Source organism: Streptomyces hamibioticus, assembly GCF_047946815.1.
Classification (GTDB): Bacteria; Actinomycetota; Actinomycetes; order Streptomycetales; family Streptomycetaceae; genus Streptomyces.
On sequence record NZ_JBKKQY010000001.1, the window covers coordinates 1,490,413 to 1,508,144 of the forward strand.

Genomic DNA, 17,732 nt, shown 5'->3' on the forward strand with positions numbered 1-17,732 from the left:
CACGAGGGCGCCGGACCCGGCAGGCACCACGGCGCCAAACCCGGCAGGCACCACGGCGCCGGGCCCGGTGGGGGCTGGGGGTGCCGGGCGGGAGCGAAGGGCTTGCGGGAGATTGCGGGTTTGTTGCGGCGGCTTTGCGGGTTTTCTCGGAAGCCCGGTCTGGCATTTCGGCACGGCCCCTGTTATTTCCCTCACCCCACCGTCCGTCCGAAATTCAATGCCTCGTTGCCTAACATTGGCCCGGACACGACACTCGGAGGGAGCGGTGACCGTGCGACGGGACTTCAAGGAGCCTGCCCCGAGCCGCCCCGCCCTGGTCGTCGGCCGGGAGGAGCTGTTCGGCGCTGCGCGTGAGCAGCTCGGCCGCGGTGGCAGCGTGCTGCTGCACGGGCCCGCCGGAATCGGAAAGTCGACGGTGCTGCGCGCCCTGGCCGCGGAATACGCCGAGACGGCACGGACCGTACTGCGCTGCTCGGCGACCGAGTCCGAATCCCACCTCCCCTTCCTCGCCCTCGCCGACCTCCTGGGCCTGGTGCTGGACGACGTGGCCGGCGCGCTGCCCGCCGCCCAGCGCACCGCGCTCGAGTCGGCGCTCACCGGCCGCGAGTCCACGCTCCAGCGCGACGGACTCGCCCTGCGCCTGGCGGTGCTGTCCGCGCTGCGCGCGCTCGCCGCCGAGGGCCCGGTCCTGGTGGTCGCCGACGACCTCCAGTGGCTGGACGCGGCCAGCTCCGAGATCCTCGGCTTCGCCGCCCGCCGCCTGGGCGACACCCCGGTGCGGATGCTGTGCGCCGTGCGCACCGAGGGCCAGGAGTACGACCGTCAGCTGCGTGCCTGCCCCCCGGACACCCTCGCCGTGCGGCTGGGCCCGCTGACCCGGGACCAGACCTCCGCGCTGCTCGACCACCGCGGCTACACCGGACTGCCCCGCTCCACGGTCCGCGAGATCCACCGCACCAGCGGCGGCAACCCGCTGTTCGCCCTGGAGCTGGGCCGAGCCCTGGCCGAGAACCCCACCCCGCCCCGGCCGGGCGAGCCGCTGCCGGTGCCGACCTCGCTGCGCGACCTGGTACTGAGCCGTCTGGAGATGCTCTCCGACGAGGCCCGCCGCACCCTGCTCGTGGCCAGCGCGGGCGCCCGCCCGACACCCGCCCTGCTGCACGCGGCCGGCCGGGCCCACGCCGAGGCCGAGACGGCCCAGGCCGCGCAACTCGGTCTGCTGGCGGCGGACCCGGAGGGCCCCACCGTACGGTTCGCGCATCCGCTGATCTCCGCCGCGCTGTACGCGGAGGCCCCGGCGCAGGAGCGGCGGGCCGCGCACGCGGCGCTGTCCACGGCGGCGTCCGACCCGATCGAACGCGCCCGCCATCTGGCCCTGGCCACCACCGGTACCGACCCGGAGGTCGCGGCCCGGCTGGCCGAGGCCGCCGCACTGGCCCGGGACCGGGGAGCGCCGTCGGTGGCCGCCTCGCTCGGGCTGCTGGCCGCCCGGCACACGCCTGCGGACGGCGAGCCCGGGCCGGACGAGCACCGGCTCCAGGCCGCCGAGGACGCGATCACGGCCGGCGAGGCCGACCTCGCGCGGGACGTGGCCCGCGAGGTGCTGACCCGGGCCACCGCGCCGGCCGAGCGGGTGCGGGCGTGGATGGTGGTGATCGAGGCGGCGGGGCAGGCGATCGGCGAGGTCGACGCGGCCTTCCCGCAGGCGCTGGCCGACGCGGGCGACGACCCCCGGCTGCTGGCCCAGGTCCACTACCAGCTGGCTTGGCGGGGCCTGGTCGTACAGGGCGACTTCGCCCAGGGCCGGGAGGAGGCCGCGCACGCCGCGGCCCTGGCGGCGCGGGCCGGGGACCGGCGCACCGAGCTGCTCGCACTCGCCTTCCAGGCCCAGGCCGAGATCCTGATGGGGCACCCGGACGCCCCGGCGACCATCCAGCGGGCGCTCAAGGAGCCGCAGGACCCTCGGGTGGCCTGCCATCACAACGGGGCGGGGTCCGCCCGCTTCCGCTGGCTGATCATGAGCGACCGGCTGGCCGAGGCGCGGTCCACGGTCACGGCGCTGCTGCGGGAGGTGCGGCGGCGCGGGATGGCCGAGAGCGAGGTCCACTACCTGCGGTTCCTCGCCGAGACCGAGCTGCGCTCCGGGCAGTGCGGCCGGGCGCTGTCGCTGGCCCGGGAGAGCCTGACCCTGGCCCGGGACGCGGGCATCGGGGAGGGCGCCGGCGCGATGCAGGCCTCGCTGGCCGAGGCGGCCGGCGGTGATGTGCAGCGGGCGCTGGACCTGGCGCGGGAGGCGGTGGACCGGGCCGAGGAGGACGGCGACGCCGTCTACCTGTCGCGCGCCCTGGCCGCGCTCGGGCACGCCCACCTGGTGGCGGGCGACGCGCGGGCGGCCGTGGACACGCTGCGCCGGGTACGGCGGCTGGAGGCCGGGGCGGGCATCACCGACCCGGCGCGCGGCCGGTGGCAGGGCGACCTGGCGGAGGCCCTGGTGCGGATCGGGGAGCCGGGCGAGGCGCAGGAGGTCGTCGACGTCACGCGCGCCCACGCGCTGCGGCTGGGCCGGGAGAGCGTGCTGGCCGACCTGGACCGGGCCGAGGCGCTGGTGCGGGCCGCACGCGGTGAACACGACGCGGCCGTCGCCCAGTTGACGTCGGTACGGGACCGGCTGGCGAAGCTGGGGCACGGCCTGGAGGAGGCGCGGACCGTGTTCGCGCTGGCGTCCCTGCCGGTGCGGCGGCCGGGTGCGGCGTCGTACGACGAGGCGGCGCAGGCGTTCCGGCGCTGCCGGGCGCTGCCCTGGCTGCAACGGGTGGAGGAGGCGGCCGCGGCGGGCCCGGCCGGGGCGGACGACACGGCCGGCGGTCTGCCCGCCGCCTGCCTGGAGGCGCTGGCGTCGATGGAGCGTCAGGTGGCGGCGCTGGTGATGGAGGGCGCGACCAACCGGGAGATCGCCAAGCGGCTGTTCGTGAGTGTCAAGACGGTCGAGGCGACCCTGACCCGCGTCTACCGCAAACTGGGCATCCGTTCCCGCGTGGACATCGTCCGACTGGCGGCGGGGCAACGCAGACGCTGAGCCCGGGGGCCTGGATCGCGAACGCCGAGCCGGGGGCTCCGGAGCGCAGCGGGGGTTGCACGCATGGCCCCGGTGGGCGAGCGGGGCCGGCCACCCGGAACACGGCGACCTGCGCGGGAACGGCCGGCGAAGGACGACCGGACGGGGCGGAACCAGGGCGCGGCGCCCCGTGCGTGGCGGCCGGTACGCAAGCCGGAGCACGACCGACGCACACGCGAACCGGAGCACGGCGGTGGGACGCGCGAGCCGGGGCGCGGCCGGCGGGGCGGAGCTTGGCGGCCGCGGTGGGTGAGCCGGGTGCGGGCAGCGGGGCGGGTGAGCCGGTGTGCGGTGGGTGGGGCGGAGTGGGCGATCGAGGGTTTTCCCTGGCCAACTCGCTTAGGGGGTTCCCTCATTGGGCGGTCATGGGGCCGGTTCTAGCGTAAGGAGCGTGCCGCTCGCCGGGCACACGGGGGCCGGTCCCGAGGCCCCCGTGCTTCACCCCCCACCCCGCGCGCCCCCCCACCGGCAACCTCCCGAGGAGACTCATGTCCGGGCTCACCCGCGCCAGACGGACCGCCGCCGCGCTCATAGCCACCGCCGCCGCCGCGACCGGACTGTTGGCGGCCCCCACCGCCGTCGCCGCGCCCCAGCCGATCGTCGGCGGCACGACCACCACGACCGCCGCGTACCCGTTCGTCATGCAGATCACGGACGCCTCCGAGGACCAGTTCTGCGGCGGCACCCTGGTCTCCCCCACCAAGGTGGTCACCGCCGCGCACTGCATGGCCGGCGAGACCGCCCGCAGCGTCCGCGTGGTCGGCGGCCGCACCCACCTCGACGGCACCGACGGCACCGTCGCCCAGGTCAGCGGGATCTGGATCCACCCGGACTACAAGCGGGTCACCAGGGGCGAGGACGTGGCCGTCCTGACGCTGTCGAAGCCGATGCCGTACCAGCCCGCCGCGTACGTCTCCTCCTCGGACACGGGCGTCTACGCTCCCGGCACCACCGCCCGCGTCCTGGGCTGGGGCACCACCAGCGAGAACGGCAGTTCCTCCCGGCAACTGCGGACCGCGACCGTGCCGGTCGTGTCCGACGCGGGCTGCGGCGACGCCTACGGCCGCAACTACGTCGCGAGCGAGATGGTGTGCGCCGGATACACCGAGGGCGGTGTGGACACCTGCCAGGGCGACAGCGGCGGCCCGCTGCTCGTCGGCGGCGTCCTGGCGGGCATCACGTCCTGGGGCCAGGGCTGCGCCCGGGCCGGGTACCCGGGCGTGTACACGAGGCTGACCACCTTCTCGGACCTGGTGACGGCGCAGGTGAAGCCGTAGACCGCACAGACTCCTGAGCATCCCTCAGGTGAAATGCCAGGGGGCGTTGCGAGCCACCACGAGCGGCCCGCAACGCCCCCTTTCCACGCCCCTGGCACGTCCCGTCGCACTCATCCCCGGCACGTCCCGTCGCACTCATCCCCGTACGGTCCCGAACGCGATGTCGTACGACCGTTCCGGGTGCACGACGCTCAGCATCCGCAATCCCTCGGCCGTCACCTCGTCCCGCTGCGCCTCGGTGAGCCGGTCGAACGGCTCGATCACGAGGGCGTCGTCGTCGAGCCTCCAGACCCCGGCCAGGAAACCGTCGACGAGGAGGGCGCGGTGGGCCTGGTTGCCCCGCCAGTTCCGGCCCCGGTGCTCCGGCGGCACCACGCGCGTGCGGTCGGCGTGGGACAGCAGCAGGTTGTCGAACTCGGGCAGGAAGCGCGGCGGGGCCGGGGTGTCCGGGTCGGGGCGGGGCGCGTCGGGGAGGTCGAACAGTTCGGTGCCGGCGGGGTCCTGGAAGGTGACGAGCCGGGGCCGGAGGCGTTCGAAGGCGTCCCGCAGCCGGGTCAGGCCCGACCAGGTCTGCATGTCCTTGACGGATGCCGGGCCGAAGGCGGCGAGGTAGCGCAGCACGGTCGCGTCGGGGGACGGAGCCGGTTCGGCGGGGCGGCCGAGCCACTGCTCGGCGGTGCTGAGCGTGACCTGGCCGCTCCTGCCCCACAGTCCGCGCGGGGTGACCTGGACGAGCGGGAGGCGGCAGCGGGCGGCGACGGACAGCGCCTGCGGGTCGGCGTCGGGCCACTCGGCGCACAGGGCCTCGCGGAGCTGCTTCGGTGTGCGGGGTTCGGTCTCGACCAGTTCCCGGGCGAGCGCGGCGAGCCGGACCAGGTCGACGCCCACGAGCCCCCGGCGGAACTGCGTCAACTCCCGGTCCCGGGCGGGCTGCACCAGCGGTCGCAGGGTGAGGCAGTCGTCGGCGGTGTGGGTGTGGATGGTCGAGCGCAGGGTGACGAGGCGGGCGACCCGGCGATCGGCCATGAGGGCGGAGAGCGCTGCGGGCGTGAAGCCGTCGAGGCGGGCGGCGAGCGCGTAGTACGGGGGCTTGACGTTCTGCGCCTGCAGCCCGACGAGGTGCGCGACGGCCGCCTCGGCGGACAGCGGGGCACGGCTGAGCAGCAACTGCCGGGCGAGCGTGGCGCGGTTGAGGGCGCGGGTGCCGAGCACGGGGGCCGTCGTGGATGCCTTGGGCTTCATGTCCTGCACGGTAGCGGCGGTTGCGTACAGCTGCTGTCCGCAACCGCCGCTCGTGCCTTTCCCGTCGGCTGTCCCGCGACCACGTGTGCTCGGTGAACAGGCCGCGGGGGCCGGTTCACCGGGCCCCCGCGCACACGGGCCGGGGGGCGAGCTCCGGCAGGAGGTCGCGCCAGGCCGCGCGGGTCAGTTCGCCTCCCGTGCGGGCGCAGATCCGCTGGACGGCGTCGTCCGGGTCGAGCATCCAGATGCGGGCGGTGAGGTCCTGGCCGGCGGAGACGAGGGTGCCGCCGCGGGGGCCGAACGCGACCGAGGCGACCGTTTCGAGGTGGCCGGTGAGTTCCCGGCCGTGCGGTTCGGCGTCGGTGACGTTCCACAGGCGGACGGTGTGGTCCCCGCTGCCGCTGGCCAGCAGACGGCCGTCCGGGGAGAACGCCACCGAGGTGACCCCGCCGCGGTGTCCGGTCAGTTCCCCGCCCCGCGCCCGGGCCCGGCCGGGCGCGGTGACCTCCCACAGCCGCACGGCGCGGTCCCGGCCGCCGCTGGCGAGGGTGTGGCCGTCGGGGGCGAACGCGACGGACGTGACCGCGTCCGAGTGCCCCGTCAGCGGTGCCCCGGCGGGCCGGGGCCGGGACGGGTCCCTGACGTCCCACAGCCGGACCGTCTTGTCCTGGCCACCGCTGGCGAGGGCGCGGCCGTCGGGAGTGAACGCGACGGACGTGACCGCGTCCGAGTGCCCCGTCAGCGGTGCCCCGGCGGGCCGCGCCCGGGACGGGTCCCCGACGTCCCACAGCCGCGCCGTGCCGTCCTCGCCACCCGTGGCCAGGGTGCCGCCCCCCGGCGCGAAGGCGACGGTGAGCGTGCCGCCCGGGTGGGCCTTGGCGAGGGTGCCGGACCGGGCGGGGTGCGCCGGGTCGGAGAGGTCCCACAGCCGTACGGCCCCGTCGTCGGTCGCGGTGGCGGCCGTCCGGCCGTCCGGTGCGAAGGCCACGGCCAGGACGGCGGCGTCGTGGGCGAGCGGCCGCTCCAGCCGGCGGGGGCGGTCCGGGTGCCGGAGGTCCCAGAGCCGGACCAGCCCGTCGTCGGTGCTGGCGACGGCGAGCAGCCGGCCGTCGGGGCGGTGGGCGACGGAGGTGAGGGGGTTGCGGAAGTCGGTGAGCAGCGTCTGCGGCAGGTGCCAGAGGCGGACGCTGCGATCGGCTCCGGTGCTGGCGAGGGTGCGGCCGTCCGGGGCGAACGCCACCTCCCACAGGCCCTCCGTGTGACCGGTCAGCGGTTCGCCGATCTGCTGGGGGTAGTTGGGGTCGGCCACGTTCCACAGCACCACGGTGTCGTCCTGCCCCGCGGTGGCGAGCGTGTGGCCGTCGGGGGCGAACGCCACCGACCACACCGCGGCGGAGTGCGTGGTCAGCGGCTCGCCCGCCGGTTCGATCCGGCCCGCACCGGAGACCTCCCACAGCCGAACCGTCTCGTCGAATCCGGCGCTGGCCAGGGTGCGGCCGTCCGGGGAGAAGGCGACCGCCCACACCGAGGCAGCGTGTTCGCGCCGCGGCGCGCCCAGCGGGGTGAGCCCGTCGGTGCCGCGCACCCGCCACGTCCGTACGGCACCGGTGTAGCCGGCGGTGGCCAGGGTGCGGCCGTCGGGTGTGAAGGCGACGGCCCGTACGCTGCGGTCGTCGGCGCGGGCCGGGGCGCCGAGCGGCACGGGCCGGGCCGGGTCCGCGAGGTCCCACAGCCGTACGGTGCCGTCGTCGCCGGCGGTGGCCAGGGCGCCGCCGTCCGGAGCGAAGGCCAGCGCGACGACGGTCTCCTCGTCGTGGCTCACCAGCGGCCGGCCGAGCGGGCGGGGGCGCGCGCGGTCGCGTACGTCCCACAGCCGGATGCCGCCTCCGTCGCCGGACACGGCCAGTACGGCGCCGTCGGGTGAGAACGCGACGGCGCCGACGGTGCCGGCCGGGAACCGCAGCGGCTCACCGAGCGGTGCGCCCGGGCGTGGTCCCGCCGTGTCCCACAGGCGCACCGTGCCGTCGTGGCCGCCGCTGGCGAGGGTGCGGCCGTCGGGTGCGAAGGACACGGAGCTGCCGAGTGCCTCGTGGCCGGGCAGCCGGGTGGAGAGCACCCGGACCGCGTCCGCGGTCAGCCGGGTCCGCAGGTCGGGGGTGTCGCGCATGCCGTGCGCGGCGACGTCGAGCCGGGCGGACAGGGAGGCACTGGTGGTGCGCAGCCGGTCGGCCTCCGCGGTGATCCGGCCGAACACGGCGTCGTCCCGCTCCGCCTGTGCGGTGCCCCGCAGGTGCAGGGCGACCACGGCGGTGCCCGAGGCGAGCAGCACCAGCAGGACGAGGGCCGCGGAGATGCCTCGCCGCAGCCACCGGGCCCGGCCGCGGCGCCGCAGCGAGGCGGTGAGGAACTCCCGCTCGTCCGCCGTCAGTTCCCGGTCGCGCCGTTGTTCCGGGAAGGCGTCGCGTGCGGCGGCCAGGCGCGAGCCCGCGTACAGGGCGGCGCTCTCCCGGCCCAGTTCCCGCCAGGTACGGGCCGCCTCGGAGAGCGCGCGGTGCACCCGGAGCCGGTCGCGTTCGGCGTCGATCCAGGCCCTCAGCCGCGGCCAGGCCGTGATGAGGGCCTCGTGGGCCAGTTCGACGGTGCCGTCGTCCAGGGTGAGGAGCCGGGCGCGGACCAGGCGGTCCAGCACCGCGCCGGTGTCGGCCGGGTCGCCGACGTCCAGTTCCGCCCGCTCGGCCGGCCGCCGGGTGTCGGGGGTGCCGTCGCCGGGTGCGACGAGCCGCAGCAGGATGCGCCGCGCCAGGTCGGCCCGGGACGCGGTGAGTTCGCCGTACGCCTGCTCGGCGGTGCGTACGACGGCGCCGCGCAGTCCACCGGCGGCCTCGTACGCGGCCCGGGTCAGGGTGCGTCCGGTGCGGTGCCGCCAGGTCTCCAGCAGGGCGTGCGACATCAGGGGCAGGGCGCCGGGGGCGTCCGCCACCTCGTCCACCAGTTGGGCGGCGAGGGCGCGTTCGACGGTCAGTCCGGCCGCGGCGGCGGGCTTGACGACGGCCTCGCGCAGTTCCGTCCGGCTCATCGGCCCGGCGAGCAGGGTCGCGTCCTGCAACGCGGCGGTGAGGCCGGGGTGTTCGGCGCACCGGCCGAGGAAGTCGGCGCGTACGGCGATCACGACGCGCAGCCGGCCGCCGGGTGCGGTGGCGGCCAGGAGGCGGTCGACGAAGGCGGTGCGGCGGGCCGGGTCCGGGCAGAGCGTGTACAGCTCCTCGAACTGGTCGACGATCAGCCAGGTGTCGGCCTCGGTGTCCGGCACGGGGACCAGCCGCTCGGCGTGGGTGCCCAGCGGGTCGGCGCCCGGGGTGAGGACGCGTACCGCGGCGGGGGGCGCCTCGCCGTCGCCGGGCGCGCGCAGCCGTGGGATCAGTCCGGCGCGCAGCAGGGAGGACTTGCCGCTGCCGGAGGGGCCGAAGACCGCGGTGAACCGGTGCCGCCGGGTCAGTCCGGTGAGCCGGTCCACCAGGTCGTCCCGGCCGAAGAACCAGGCGACGTCGTCGGGCTCGTAGCGGGCCAGGCCCCGGTAGGGCGGGCGGGTGTCGCCGTCGTCGGCCGTGCGCTCGGCGATCTCGGCGGCGGCCTGTCGCCAGCGCCGCTCCCACTCCCGCCGGTCGCCGCCGCACACGTCGACGTAGGCGAGGGTCACCGCGAGGCTGGGCAGTTGCCGGCTGGCCGCCGCCTGGGACAGGGCGGTCACCGAGAAGGGCACCTTCTGCGCCATGGTCCGGTAGGTCGGGCGCCCCACGGACTCGCGCAGGGCGCGCAGTTCCGCGGCGAACCGTTCGACCGGTCCGGCGTCCGGGTCCAGGCTGCGTTCCCGGCGTCCCGCCCCGCGTCCCGTCACGTGCCCGCCCCCGTCGTCGCGCTCGGCAGTCGTCCGGGCGCCCACGGTAGGGACCGGCCGGTCGGGGCGGCAAGCGGAAGGGAGGCAACCATGCCGTGCCGCACGGGGAGTTCACGACTTCTTCACGCGGCCGCGGGGACTGTGGCGGCCGAACGGGCCGGTCGCGGGCGGCCCGCGCCGACTTCGGCGCGGCCCCGCATTGTTCAGTGACGCATCCGGATTGTTCAGTGCCGCTTCCGGGCTGCTGAACAACGGGGTACGGCGGTGAGATGGCTGCTCGGGGGAGCCCGGGGCGGCGCGCACCTCGCGCCGCCCCGCCGGCCCGGCGTCCTCCCCGGCGGAGACCGGAGACACCCAGAGGGAGCCTCATGCACACGGAAGGAAACCGCCGCACGGCCGCGGACCCGGCCCGCCGGCCGCGGAGCGTGACACTGGCGGTGGTACTGATCGTCCTCGGCGCGCTGACGGCGGCCACGGCGGCCGCCGGACCGCAGCAGGCCGGACAGCTGATGATCCTGCTCGTGGTGGCCTGCGTCTGGTTCGCGGTGCGTGCCGGGCGCGGCCGGCGGGCCGCCCGGACCACGGTCACCTGTCTGCTGGCGGTGATCTTCGTGTTCGCCGGGACGTTCGCCTTCGACGACCCGGTGTACGGCGGCGCCACCCTGGTCCTCGCCCTCGTACTGGCGGTGCCCGGGGCGGCCCTGCTGTACCGGCCGGCCGCCGAGGCGTACGTCCGCGCCCGCGGTGAGGGGGAGACGCCGTGAGCTGCACGCCGCACCTGCCGCCGTCCGCCCCGCCGGAGCCGCCGGGGCCGCCCGGGGCCGATCCGGTGGCGGTCGCCGTCGGCAACGCCTCGCTGCTCGGCGTGGGCTACCTGCTGCTGGGGCGGCTCGGGCTGTTCTGGGCCGCCGCGGCGGTGACCGTCTCCCTGGTCTGGACGACGGCCTCGGTCGCCGAGGCCTGGTGCGAGGTGGTGGTGCTGCTGTGGTGGGCGGCCGTCGTCTCGCACGGGTGGCGGCTGGCGCGCAGGAGCCCTGCCGCGCCGCGCCACGGACAGCGCCTGCGCGCCGTCGCCCTCACCCTCACGGTGCTGGTCACCGTCGGGGCGCTGCGGTTCGAGGCCCACCTGATCGAGAACGAGGTGGCCGAGGCGCGGGCGGACGGGGACTGCACGGCGGTGACGGAGGCGCAGGACCGGGTGCTGGGCTTCAGCCACCGGCTCGTCGCGGCGCCCCTGGCCGCCCGCGGCGACAGGGTGGTCGAGGTGTGCGACCGGCTGCAGATGGCCACCGGTGAGCTGAGCCGGGGCCTGGACGCCGACCTCGACGCGCTGGACGCGGGTTTCCGGCGGCTCGGCTCGGTGCTGGCGGACCCCGCCAACGACAAGCTGGCCGACGTCATCCTGAAGGACTTCCTCCGGCGGCTCCCCACCACGGACGCCTGCGAGACCGTACGGATCGCGGACTGGCTGCGCGACCGGGAGACGGACCACAGGACCCTGGCCGCGGCGCCCGCCACCGCGGCCCGGATCACCCCCGAGGCCCTGATGGAGTGCGGCGACGACCTCTTCGACGAGGGCAGGTGGCCGGACGCGCGGGCCCGCTACCAGCGGCTGGTCGACGACCATCCCGACGACGACCGCGTGGGCACGGCCCGCAAGGGGATCAGGAAGACCGTCCTCGCCGTCCAGCTCGACCATGTCAAGGGCCTGCTCGGCGGTCCGGCCGGCACGGACGGCGGCTACTGCGCCCGGCCCGCGAAGTACGAGGGGGCGCCCGCGCGCCGCGAGGGCGCGAACCCCGCGGTCTTCGTGGGCACGCCGGACTACACGGAGAAGCTGCCCGGCGGGTGGCGCACGACCGACCCGGCCAAGGCGTCGCTGATCGTGTGCGCGGAGGAGACCGGACGCGGCGCCGCCGTCGAGACCTGCGCCTACCGGGACCACGAGCAGCGCATCCGGAACATCACGTTCTACAAGATCGGAGTGCGGGTGAAGGCGTACGAGCTGCGGACCGGCAAGCGGGTGACCGACCGCACGGTGCAGCTGGGCGGTGCGAGCTGCCCGGGGATCATCACCTACTACGGCTCTCCGCCGTCGTACGAGTACGTCGAGCCCGCCGCGTCCGACATCCGCAGGGCGTTCGGGCCGGTCGTCGGCCGGTGACCGCCTCCCGGGGGACGGCCGGGATTGACCGGCCGGCGTCAGGGCACCCGGGTGCACTGTGCACGGACGACACAGGATCCTGGTGACCGGCTGGTTCAGCTTCCTGCACGGGGAGGCGACGGCCGGGGACGTGCTGGCGCTGCACCGCGTGGAGGACGTCCTGCGCGGTGCGCGGCTGCCGTACGACGTGGTGTGGAGCCCCGGCTTCCGCGCGAACGGCCTGCACTTCGAGGACCTGGACCCGGCGGAGTACTCGCATCTGGTGTTCGTGTGCGGCCCGGTGCACGGGCCGCAGCTCGAGGAGTTGCACCGCCGGTTCGCGCACTGCGTCCGGATCGCCGTCGGCACCTCGGTCGTCGACCCCGCCTCGGCGGCCGTCACCGGCTTCCACCGGGTGCTGGCCCGCGACGCCCCCGGCGCCGAGCCGACCCCCGACCTCGCCGCCCGCGCCCCGGAGCTGCCCGCCCGGCCCGTGGCCGGCGTGATCCTCACCCACGGGCAGGGCGAGTACGGGCGGCAGCGGCGGCACGAGGAGGTCGCGGAGGCGGTGACCGGCTGGCTGGCCGGGCGGGACTGCGCGCGCCTGGAGCTGGACACCCGGCTGGACGCCCACGACTGGCGGCTGTGTGCCACACCGGGCCAGCTGGAGGCGGTGCTGGCCCGGCTGGACCTGGTGGTCACCGACCGGCTGCACGGGCTGGTGCTGGCGCTGCGGGCCGGTACCCCGGCGCTGGCGGTGGACCCGGTGGCGGGCGGCGCCAAGGTCACCGCCCAGGCCCGGGCCTGCGGGTGGCCCGCGCTGATCGCCGCGGAGCGGCTGGAGGCGGGGGTGCTGGAGCGGTGGTGGGACTGGTGCCTGACCACCGGCCGGGAGGAGGCCCGGCGGATCGGCGCCGCCTTCCGCGCGGACGGTGCGGCGGACACTGCGGACGGCCTCGTCGAGGCGCTCGGGCTGCGGCCGGTCGGTTAAGGGCCGCAGCCGCGCGGGCACCCGGCGGGGCGTCGGTCCGCCCCCCTGGAGGACACCGTGAGCATCCGCCGGCTTCCCGATCACGAGCAGCGCATCCTGGACGAGGTGGAGCGGGAGCTGCGCCGCGACCGCCGGCTCGAACGGCGCCTGCGCACGTTCCGCCCGCGGCGCGGCCCGGTTCCTTCCCGGCTGGTGGCGTACCGGCCGCGCACCCGGACGGTGCTCCTGCTGCTCGCCCTGTCCGTCACCCTCATGGTGACCGGGATCGTCACCTCTGATCCCCGCGTGATCTGGGCCTTCGCCGTCGTCTGGCCGGTGACGCTGTTCGCCGTGTTCCGGCTGTTGTGCCGCTGGACGGAGGGGTAGCGCCGGCGCGGCGTCGGGCCGTCAGCCCGTGTGCTGCGGGCCGTCAGCCCGTATAGCTGCGGGCCGTCGAGGCGCGCTGCTCCGGCTCCAGCAGGCGCAGGCGGGCCTCGACCTCCGGCGGCAGCACCCGGCGCTCCCGCAGCACCCACGGCAGGGCGGCCGTCGCCTCGGCGAAGGCACGCAGGGACGCGGTGTCGCGCGGGACGGTGCGGGCCAGCTGAAGGGTGCGGCGCAGGGCGGGCCCGGCCGGCCGCCGCAGCCAGGTGAACCACAGGGTGTTGCGGATGCCGTGCGCCCGCCGCAGCGTCGAGTCCCGGACCGTCGAGGGGTGGTGGTGGATCGTCAGGTGGTCGGCGTACGTCAGCCACCAGCCGTTGGCCGCGAGGTCGGCGGCGAGCAGTTCCTCCTCTCCGCCCAGCCACAGCCTGGGGTGGAAGCCGCCCGCGGCGCGGAAGGCGTCGGTGCGCAGCACGGTCGCGGCGGCCAGGAAGGAGCCGAGCGCCGGGCCGGGCAGCCAGTCCGGGCCGGGGACGGGCGAGTCGCGCAGTTCCTTGACGATGGGGTCCTCGGTGCCGTCCGGTTCGACGAGGATGCGGGCCGTCACCGTGCCGACGGCGGGGTGCGCGTCGAGCAGGTCGGCGGCCCCGGACAGCGAGCCCGGCGCCCACCAGGAGTCGTCGTCGCAGAAGGCGACGTAGGGCGTGCGGACCTGGCGGATGGCCAGGTTGCGGCCGACGGCGCCGAGGTTGCGGCCGGGGCGCAGCAGCTTGACCTGCGGGTGGTGGCGGGCGACGGCGGAGGCGGTGCCGTCGGTGGAGCCGTTGTCGGTGACGATCACCGGTGGCCGCTCGGGGAGTTCGGCGAGGCGGTCCAGGGTGCGCAGGAGTTCGGGACGCCGGTTGTGGGTGATGACGACGACGGTGGTCCGGGGGTCGGTCATGGGGTCGCTCCGTCCAGGAGTCGGGCGGCCCGCTCCACGTGCGGGGGCAGCGGCCTGCGGGCGCGCAGGGCGGCGGGCAGGCGGGTGAGCGCCTCGCGCAGCGCGCGCCGGGCGTGCGGGTCGTGGCGGGCCTCGGCGGCGAGCGCCCGGGTACGGGCGAGGGCGTACGGCAGGGGGCGGCGCAGCCAGGCGGTGAGGAGTTCGTTGCGGCGCACGACGACCGGGCGGCCGGTGCGCGGGCCGGGGTCGGGGTGGTGGTGGGCGGTCACCTCGGGGCAGTGGGTGACGCCCCAGCCGCGGGCGGCCAGGTCGTAGGCGAGCAGGGTCTCCTCGGCGCCGAAGAACAGCAGCGGGTGGTATCCGCCCGCGTCGAGGTACGCCTCCCGTCGGGTCATGGCGGCGCAGCCGAGGAAGCCGAGCACCTGGGTGCCGGGCAGGTCGGTGGCGGAGCCGAGCGGGGAGGCCGCGAGCACGTCGTTGAGCGGGTCGGGCGTGTCGTCGGGGCCGACCAGGGTGCGGGCGGAGAGCAGGCCGAGCCTCGGGTGCTCGTCGAAGAGACGGGCGGCGGTGGCCAGCGCGCCCGGCGCCCACCAGGAGTCGTCGTCGCTGAACGCCACGTACGGGGTGCCGAGGGCGCGGACGCCGTGGGTGCGGGCGAGAGCGCCGCGGTTGAAGGGCAGGGACAGCACCCGCACCTGCGGGAAGTCGCGGGCCACCATGGCGCGGGTGTCGTCGGTGGAGGCGTTGTCGGCGACGACGATCTCCGGCCGCTCGGGGAGGGCCTGGAGGTGGCGCAGGGTGACGGCAAGGCGTGCGGAGCGGTTGCGGGTGGCGATGACGATGCCGACGGGGGCGTGGCCGGCCCGGTCGGCGGTCCGCTGCTCGCGGGTGGTCGACGGGGTGTCGTTCATGGTGTCTCGCTCAGGGCGTCGAGGGCGTCCAGGACCTCGTCGGCGGTGATCCGCAGCAGTGCGGGGTCGGTCTCCCGGCCGTGCGGGTCGCCGTCCGGGCCGGGGTGCCACAGGGCGCGGTGCCTGGGGTGCGGGGGCGGGCCCCAGCGGCTGGGCGGCACCGGGCCGAACAGGGTGACGGAGGGCGCGGCGTGGGCCACCGCGAGGTGCGCGATGCCGGTGTCGCCGCTGACCACGGCGCGGGCGTCGGCGACCAGTGCGGAGAGCCGCCGGTAGGGCAGGCCGCCGCCGAAGACGTCGGTGTCGGGCAGTCCGGCGGCCTTGGCGAGCCGGGCCACCAGGTCGCCCTCGTCCGCTCCGCCGGTCACCACGACCCTCAGGCCCCGGGCGCGCAGCGCCTCGGCGACGGCCGCGTACCGCTCGACGGGCCAGCAGCGGGAGGGGGCGCCGGCGCCGGGGTGCAGGACGACGGCACCGGGCGCCGGGGACGGCCCCGGCGGGCGGGGCAGCAGCAGGTCGGCGGGGTCGGCGTCGATGCCGTACGCGGTGAGCAGCCGGCACCAGCGGTCGCGTTCGTGTTCCTCGGCGTACCAGGGCGGGCCGTCGATCCCGGGCGTCTCGGGGTGCGCGAAGGCCAGCAGCTTCAGTGGGCGCAACCGCGCCAGCAGGCGGTGGCTGGGCGGTCCGTTGCCGTGCAGGTCGACGGCGACGTCGGGGGGCGGGCCGGTCCAGTCGAGAGTGCGCGGCACCGCCCGGCCGGGCGCGGCGGCGGGCAGCAGCCGGTCGACGGCGCCGGTCGCGGCCACGACCGGCGCCAGTTCGGCGGGCGTGGCCAGCACCAGTTCGTGCCCCGGATACGCCCGCCGCAGCGCGCGGAGCGCGGGCACCCCGGCGAGCAGGTCGCCGAGCCCGAGGGCGCGCAGCACGAGGACACGGGGGCGCGGGGCCGCCCCGTCGTCACCGCCCGTCGCGGTGGAGACCTCACCGCCGGGCACACCGCCGGTCACGGCGGACACCTCACCACCAGTCACGGCGGACACCTGACCACCGGCCACACCACCGACCCCGGGAGACACCTCACCGCCGCCCGCGCCACCAACCCCGGCAGACACCACACCACCGGCCACACCAGCGGGCACGGCGGACACCTCACCACCGGCCACACCACCGGCTCCGGGAGACACCTCACCGCCGCCCGCGCCACCAACCCCGGCAGACACCACACCACCGGCCACACCAGCGGGCACGGCGGACACCTCACCACCGGCCACACCACCGGCTCCGGGAGACACCTCACCGCCGCCCGCGCCACCAACGCCGGCGGACACCTCACCACCGGCCGCGCTCCCCCGGTCGCCGCCGGCCGCCGTATCGCGTTCGGCGTCGGCGGGCGGGAGCGTCGCGCGCGAGGGCCGGTGCTGCGTCCGTGGGTCCCGGGCGGACGCCCGGACCGCGTCGGTGAGGAGGCCCGCGCCCCGCGTCATCGCACCCCCTCGGCCGCCCGTGCCATCAGGGCCGTGGAGGAGCGGCCGTCGAGGTAGGGCAGCAGCACGGCCTGGCCGCCCCACTCCTGGAGGAGCGCGGCCTCGGGGAGGTCGGCGCCCGCGTAGTCGCCGCCCTTGACCCAGACGTCGGGGCGCAGATCGCCCAGGAGCCGTTCGGGGGTGTCCTCGTCGAAGACGGCGACGGCGTCCACGCAGGCCAGGGCGCGCAGGACGCGGACCCGGTCCGCGAGCGGGTTGACGGGGCGGCCGTCGCCCTTGCGGCGGCGCACCGAGGCGTCGGAGTTGACGCAGACGACCAGGCAGTCGCCGAGCCGCCGGGCGGCCTGGAGCAGGCCGACGTGTCCGGCGTGCAGCAGGTCGAAGCAGCCGCCCGCGGCGACCACGGTGCCGTGCTGCGCGCGGACCCGGGCGGCCAGGGCGTGCGGGTCGTCGGTGTCCGGCGGCAGCGCCTCGGCCGACGGCGAGTCGGCGGGTGGCAGGGCGCCCGCGCCGCCCGCCGCCACGAACGCGGTGGCGGCGCTCACCGCGCCCTCGACGGCCTCGCCGACCAGCGCGCCGTCGGCGAGCAGCCCGGCCGCGGTCGCGGCGAACCGGTCTCCGGCCCCGCAGGAGTCGCCGTGGTGGGAGGCGGGCGCGGGGACCAGGAGCGGGTGTTCGCCGTAGGAGAGGAGGGCGCCGCGCGAGCCCAGGGTGACCGCGACCGCGGCGACGCGCCAGTCCCGCACCAGGGCGGCGGCGCTGTGCGCGGCGGCGCGCAGGCTGCCACCCGGCCGGCCGTCCTGCGGGGCGAAGCCGTGCGCCTCCTTCTCGGCGGGGGTGACCAGCCGGGTGCCCGGCACCGGCGGGGCGCCGCGCGGATGCGGGTCCCAGACCAGCGGCGGGCGGGCGGCCAGCTCCTCGCGGAGGGCGTCGGCGGTGCCGCGGCCGTAGTCGGAGACGAACACGGCCGGGGCGGAGCGCAGCGCGGCGCGGGCCTCGTCGGTGGCCGCGCGGGCGCGTCCGCCGCCGCGGTCCAGGCGGACGACGGGCCGGTCCTGGGCCAGGACGCGGGTCTTCTCGGGCAGTGTCCCGGTCGGGGGGAGCGGGATCACCGTCAGCCACGGTTCGAGCAGTTGACGCAGCTCGCGTGCGGCCGGGTCGTCGCCCAGGCCGGTGATCAGCGTGACGTCGCGGCCGTCGCGGGCGGCGAGGTAGGCGGCGAGCGCGGCGCCGCCGGGCCGTACCCGCTCGGCGCACCCCGAGACCACCGGTACGGGCGCGTCCGGTGCGAGCCGGTCGGCGGAGCCGGTCAGGTCCCGGTCGAGCAGGGCGTCGCCGACCACGACCAGCGGGGTCCTGTCAGCCATG

General features: G+C 76.8%; 13 protein-coding genes. 7 read left to right on the forward strand and 6 right to left on the reverse strand.

Features of this window, described 5'->3' with window-relative positions:
* Nucleotides 1-265 precede the first annotated feature (265 nt).
* Together ACLGIH_RS06755 and ACLGIH_RS06760 are read left to right on the forward strand one after the other, a co-directional pair.
* Nucleotides 266-3,076, forward strand: coding sequence for a helix-turn-helix transcriptional regulator (locus tag ACLGIH_RS06755; protein ID WP_416524298.1), 2,811 nt, complete (start codon nt 266-268; stop codon nt 3,074-3,076).
* A 527-nt stretch (nt 3,077-3,603) separates the two neighbouring features.
* Nucleotides 3,604-4,392: a S1 family peptidase gene (locus tag ACLGIH_RS06760; RefSeq protein WP_416524299.1), complete on the forward strand. Its 789-nt coding sequence runs from the start codon at nt 3,604-3,606 to the stop codon at nt 4,390-4,392.
* Between the two features lie 135 nt (nt 4,393-4,527).
* Here ACLGIH_RS06760 and ACLGIH_RS06765 read toward each other — a convergent pair whose 3' ends face one another.
* Both ACLGIH_RS06765 and ACLGIH_RS06770 read right to left on the reverse strand, forming a co-directional pair.
* Complete coding sequence (locus tag ACLGIH_RS06765) at nt 4,528-5,634, reverse strand: winged helix DNA-binding domain-containing protein (RefSeq protein WP_416524300.1); 1,107 nt, start codon at nt 5,632-5,634, stop codon at nt 4,528-4,530.
* A gap of 115 nt (nt 5,635-5,749) precedes the next feature.
* Nucleotides 5,750-9,529, reverse strand: a complete 3,780-nt coding sequence (locus tag ACLGIH_RS06770) for an nSTAND1 domain-containing NTPase (RefSeq protein ID WP_416524301.1) — start codon at nt 9,527-9,529, stop codon at nt 5,750-5,752.
* Between the two features lie 368 nt (nt 9,530-9,897).
* Between ACLGIH_RS06770 and ACLGIH_RS06775 the strand changes: the two genes are divergently transcribed.
* The 4 genes from ACLGIH_RS06775 to ACLGIH_RS06790 all read left to right on the forward strand — a co-directional run bounded on the left by ACLGIH_RS06775 (nt 9,898) and on the right by ACLGIH_RS06790 (nt 13,029).
* Complete coding sequence (locus ACLGIH_RS06775; protein ID WP_416524302.1) at nt 9,898-10,293, forward strand: hypothetical protein; 396 nt, start codon at nt 9,898-9,900, stop codon at nt 10,291-10,293.
* Nucleotides 10,290-11,693, forward strand: coding sequence for a tetratricopeptide repeat protein (locus tag ACLGIH_RS06780; protein ID WP_416524303.1), 1,404 nt, complete (start codon nt 10,290-10,292; stop codon nt 11,691-11,693). The genes ACLGIH_RS06775 and ACLGIH_RS06780 overlap by 4 nt, the downstream gene beginning before the upstream one ends.
* 82 nt (nt 11,694-11,775) lie before the next feature.
* A complete protein-coding gene (locus ACLGIH_RS06785; RefSeq protein WP_416524304.1) occupies nt 11,776-12,663 on the forward strand; it encodes a polysaccharide pyruvyl transferase family protein in 888 nt (295 codons plus the stop codon).
* Between the two features lie 57 nt (nt 12,664-12,720).
* Nucleotides 12,721-13,029, forward strand: coding sequence for a DUF3040 domain-containing protein (locus tag ACLGIH_RS06790; protein ID WP_416524305.1), 309 nt, complete (start codon nt 12,721-12,723; stop codon nt 13,027-13,029).
* A 43-nt stretch (nt 13,030-13,072) separates the two neighbouring features.
* On the opposite strand, the gene ACLGIH_RS06795 is transcribed toward ACLGIH_RS06790, so the two are convergent.
* From ACLGIH_RS06795 to ACLGIH_RS06805, 3 genes are read right to left on the reverse strand one after another with little or no spacing between them, the layout of a single operon-like run.
* On the reverse strand, nt 13,073-13,969 hold the full coding sequence (locus ACLGIH_RS06795; RefSeq protein WP_416524306.1) for a glycosyltransferase family 2 protein: 897 nt from the start codon (nt 13,967-13,969) through the stop codon (nt 13,073-13,075).
* Nucleotides 13,966-14,880, reverse strand: coding sequence for a glycosyltransferase family 2 protein (locus tag ACLGIH_RS06800; RefSeq protein WP_416524307.1), 915 nt, complete (start codon nt 14,878-14,880; stop codon nt 13,966-13,968). Before ACLGIH_RS06800 ends, ACLGIH_RS06795 begins: the two co-directional genes overlap by 4 nt.
* Nucleotides 14,877-15,806: a glycosyltransferase family 9 protein gene (locus ACLGIH_RS06805; protein WP_416524308.1), complete on the reverse strand. Its 930-nt coding sequence runs from the start codon at nt 15,804-15,806 to the stop codon at nt 14,877-14,879. Before ACLGIH_RS06805 ends, ACLGIH_RS06800 begins: the two co-directional genes overlap by 4 nt.
* Between ACLGIH_RS06805 and ACLGIH_RS06810 the strand changes: the two genes are divergently transcribed.
* Entirely contained in the window at nt 15,726-16,421 is a 696-nt protein-coding gene (locus tag ACLGIH_RS06810; RefSeq protein WP_416524309.1) for a hypothetical protein, read from the forward strand. The two genes, ACLGIH_RS06805 and ACLGIH_RS06810, sit on opposite strands and share 81 nt — an antisense overlap.
* Here the strand turns inward: ACLGIH_RS06810 and rfaE2 are convergent.
* On the reverse strand, nt 16,361-17,731 hold the full coding sequence (gene rfaE2 / locus ACLGIH_RS06815) for a D-glycero-beta-D-manno-heptose 1-phosphate adenylyltransferase (RefSeq protein ID WP_416524310.1): 1,371 nt from the start codon (nt 17,729-17,731) through the stop codon (nt 16,361-16,363). The genes ACLGIH_RS06810 and rfaE2 overlap by 61 nt on opposite strands.
* Between the last annotated feature and the right edge of the window lies 1 nt (nt 17,732).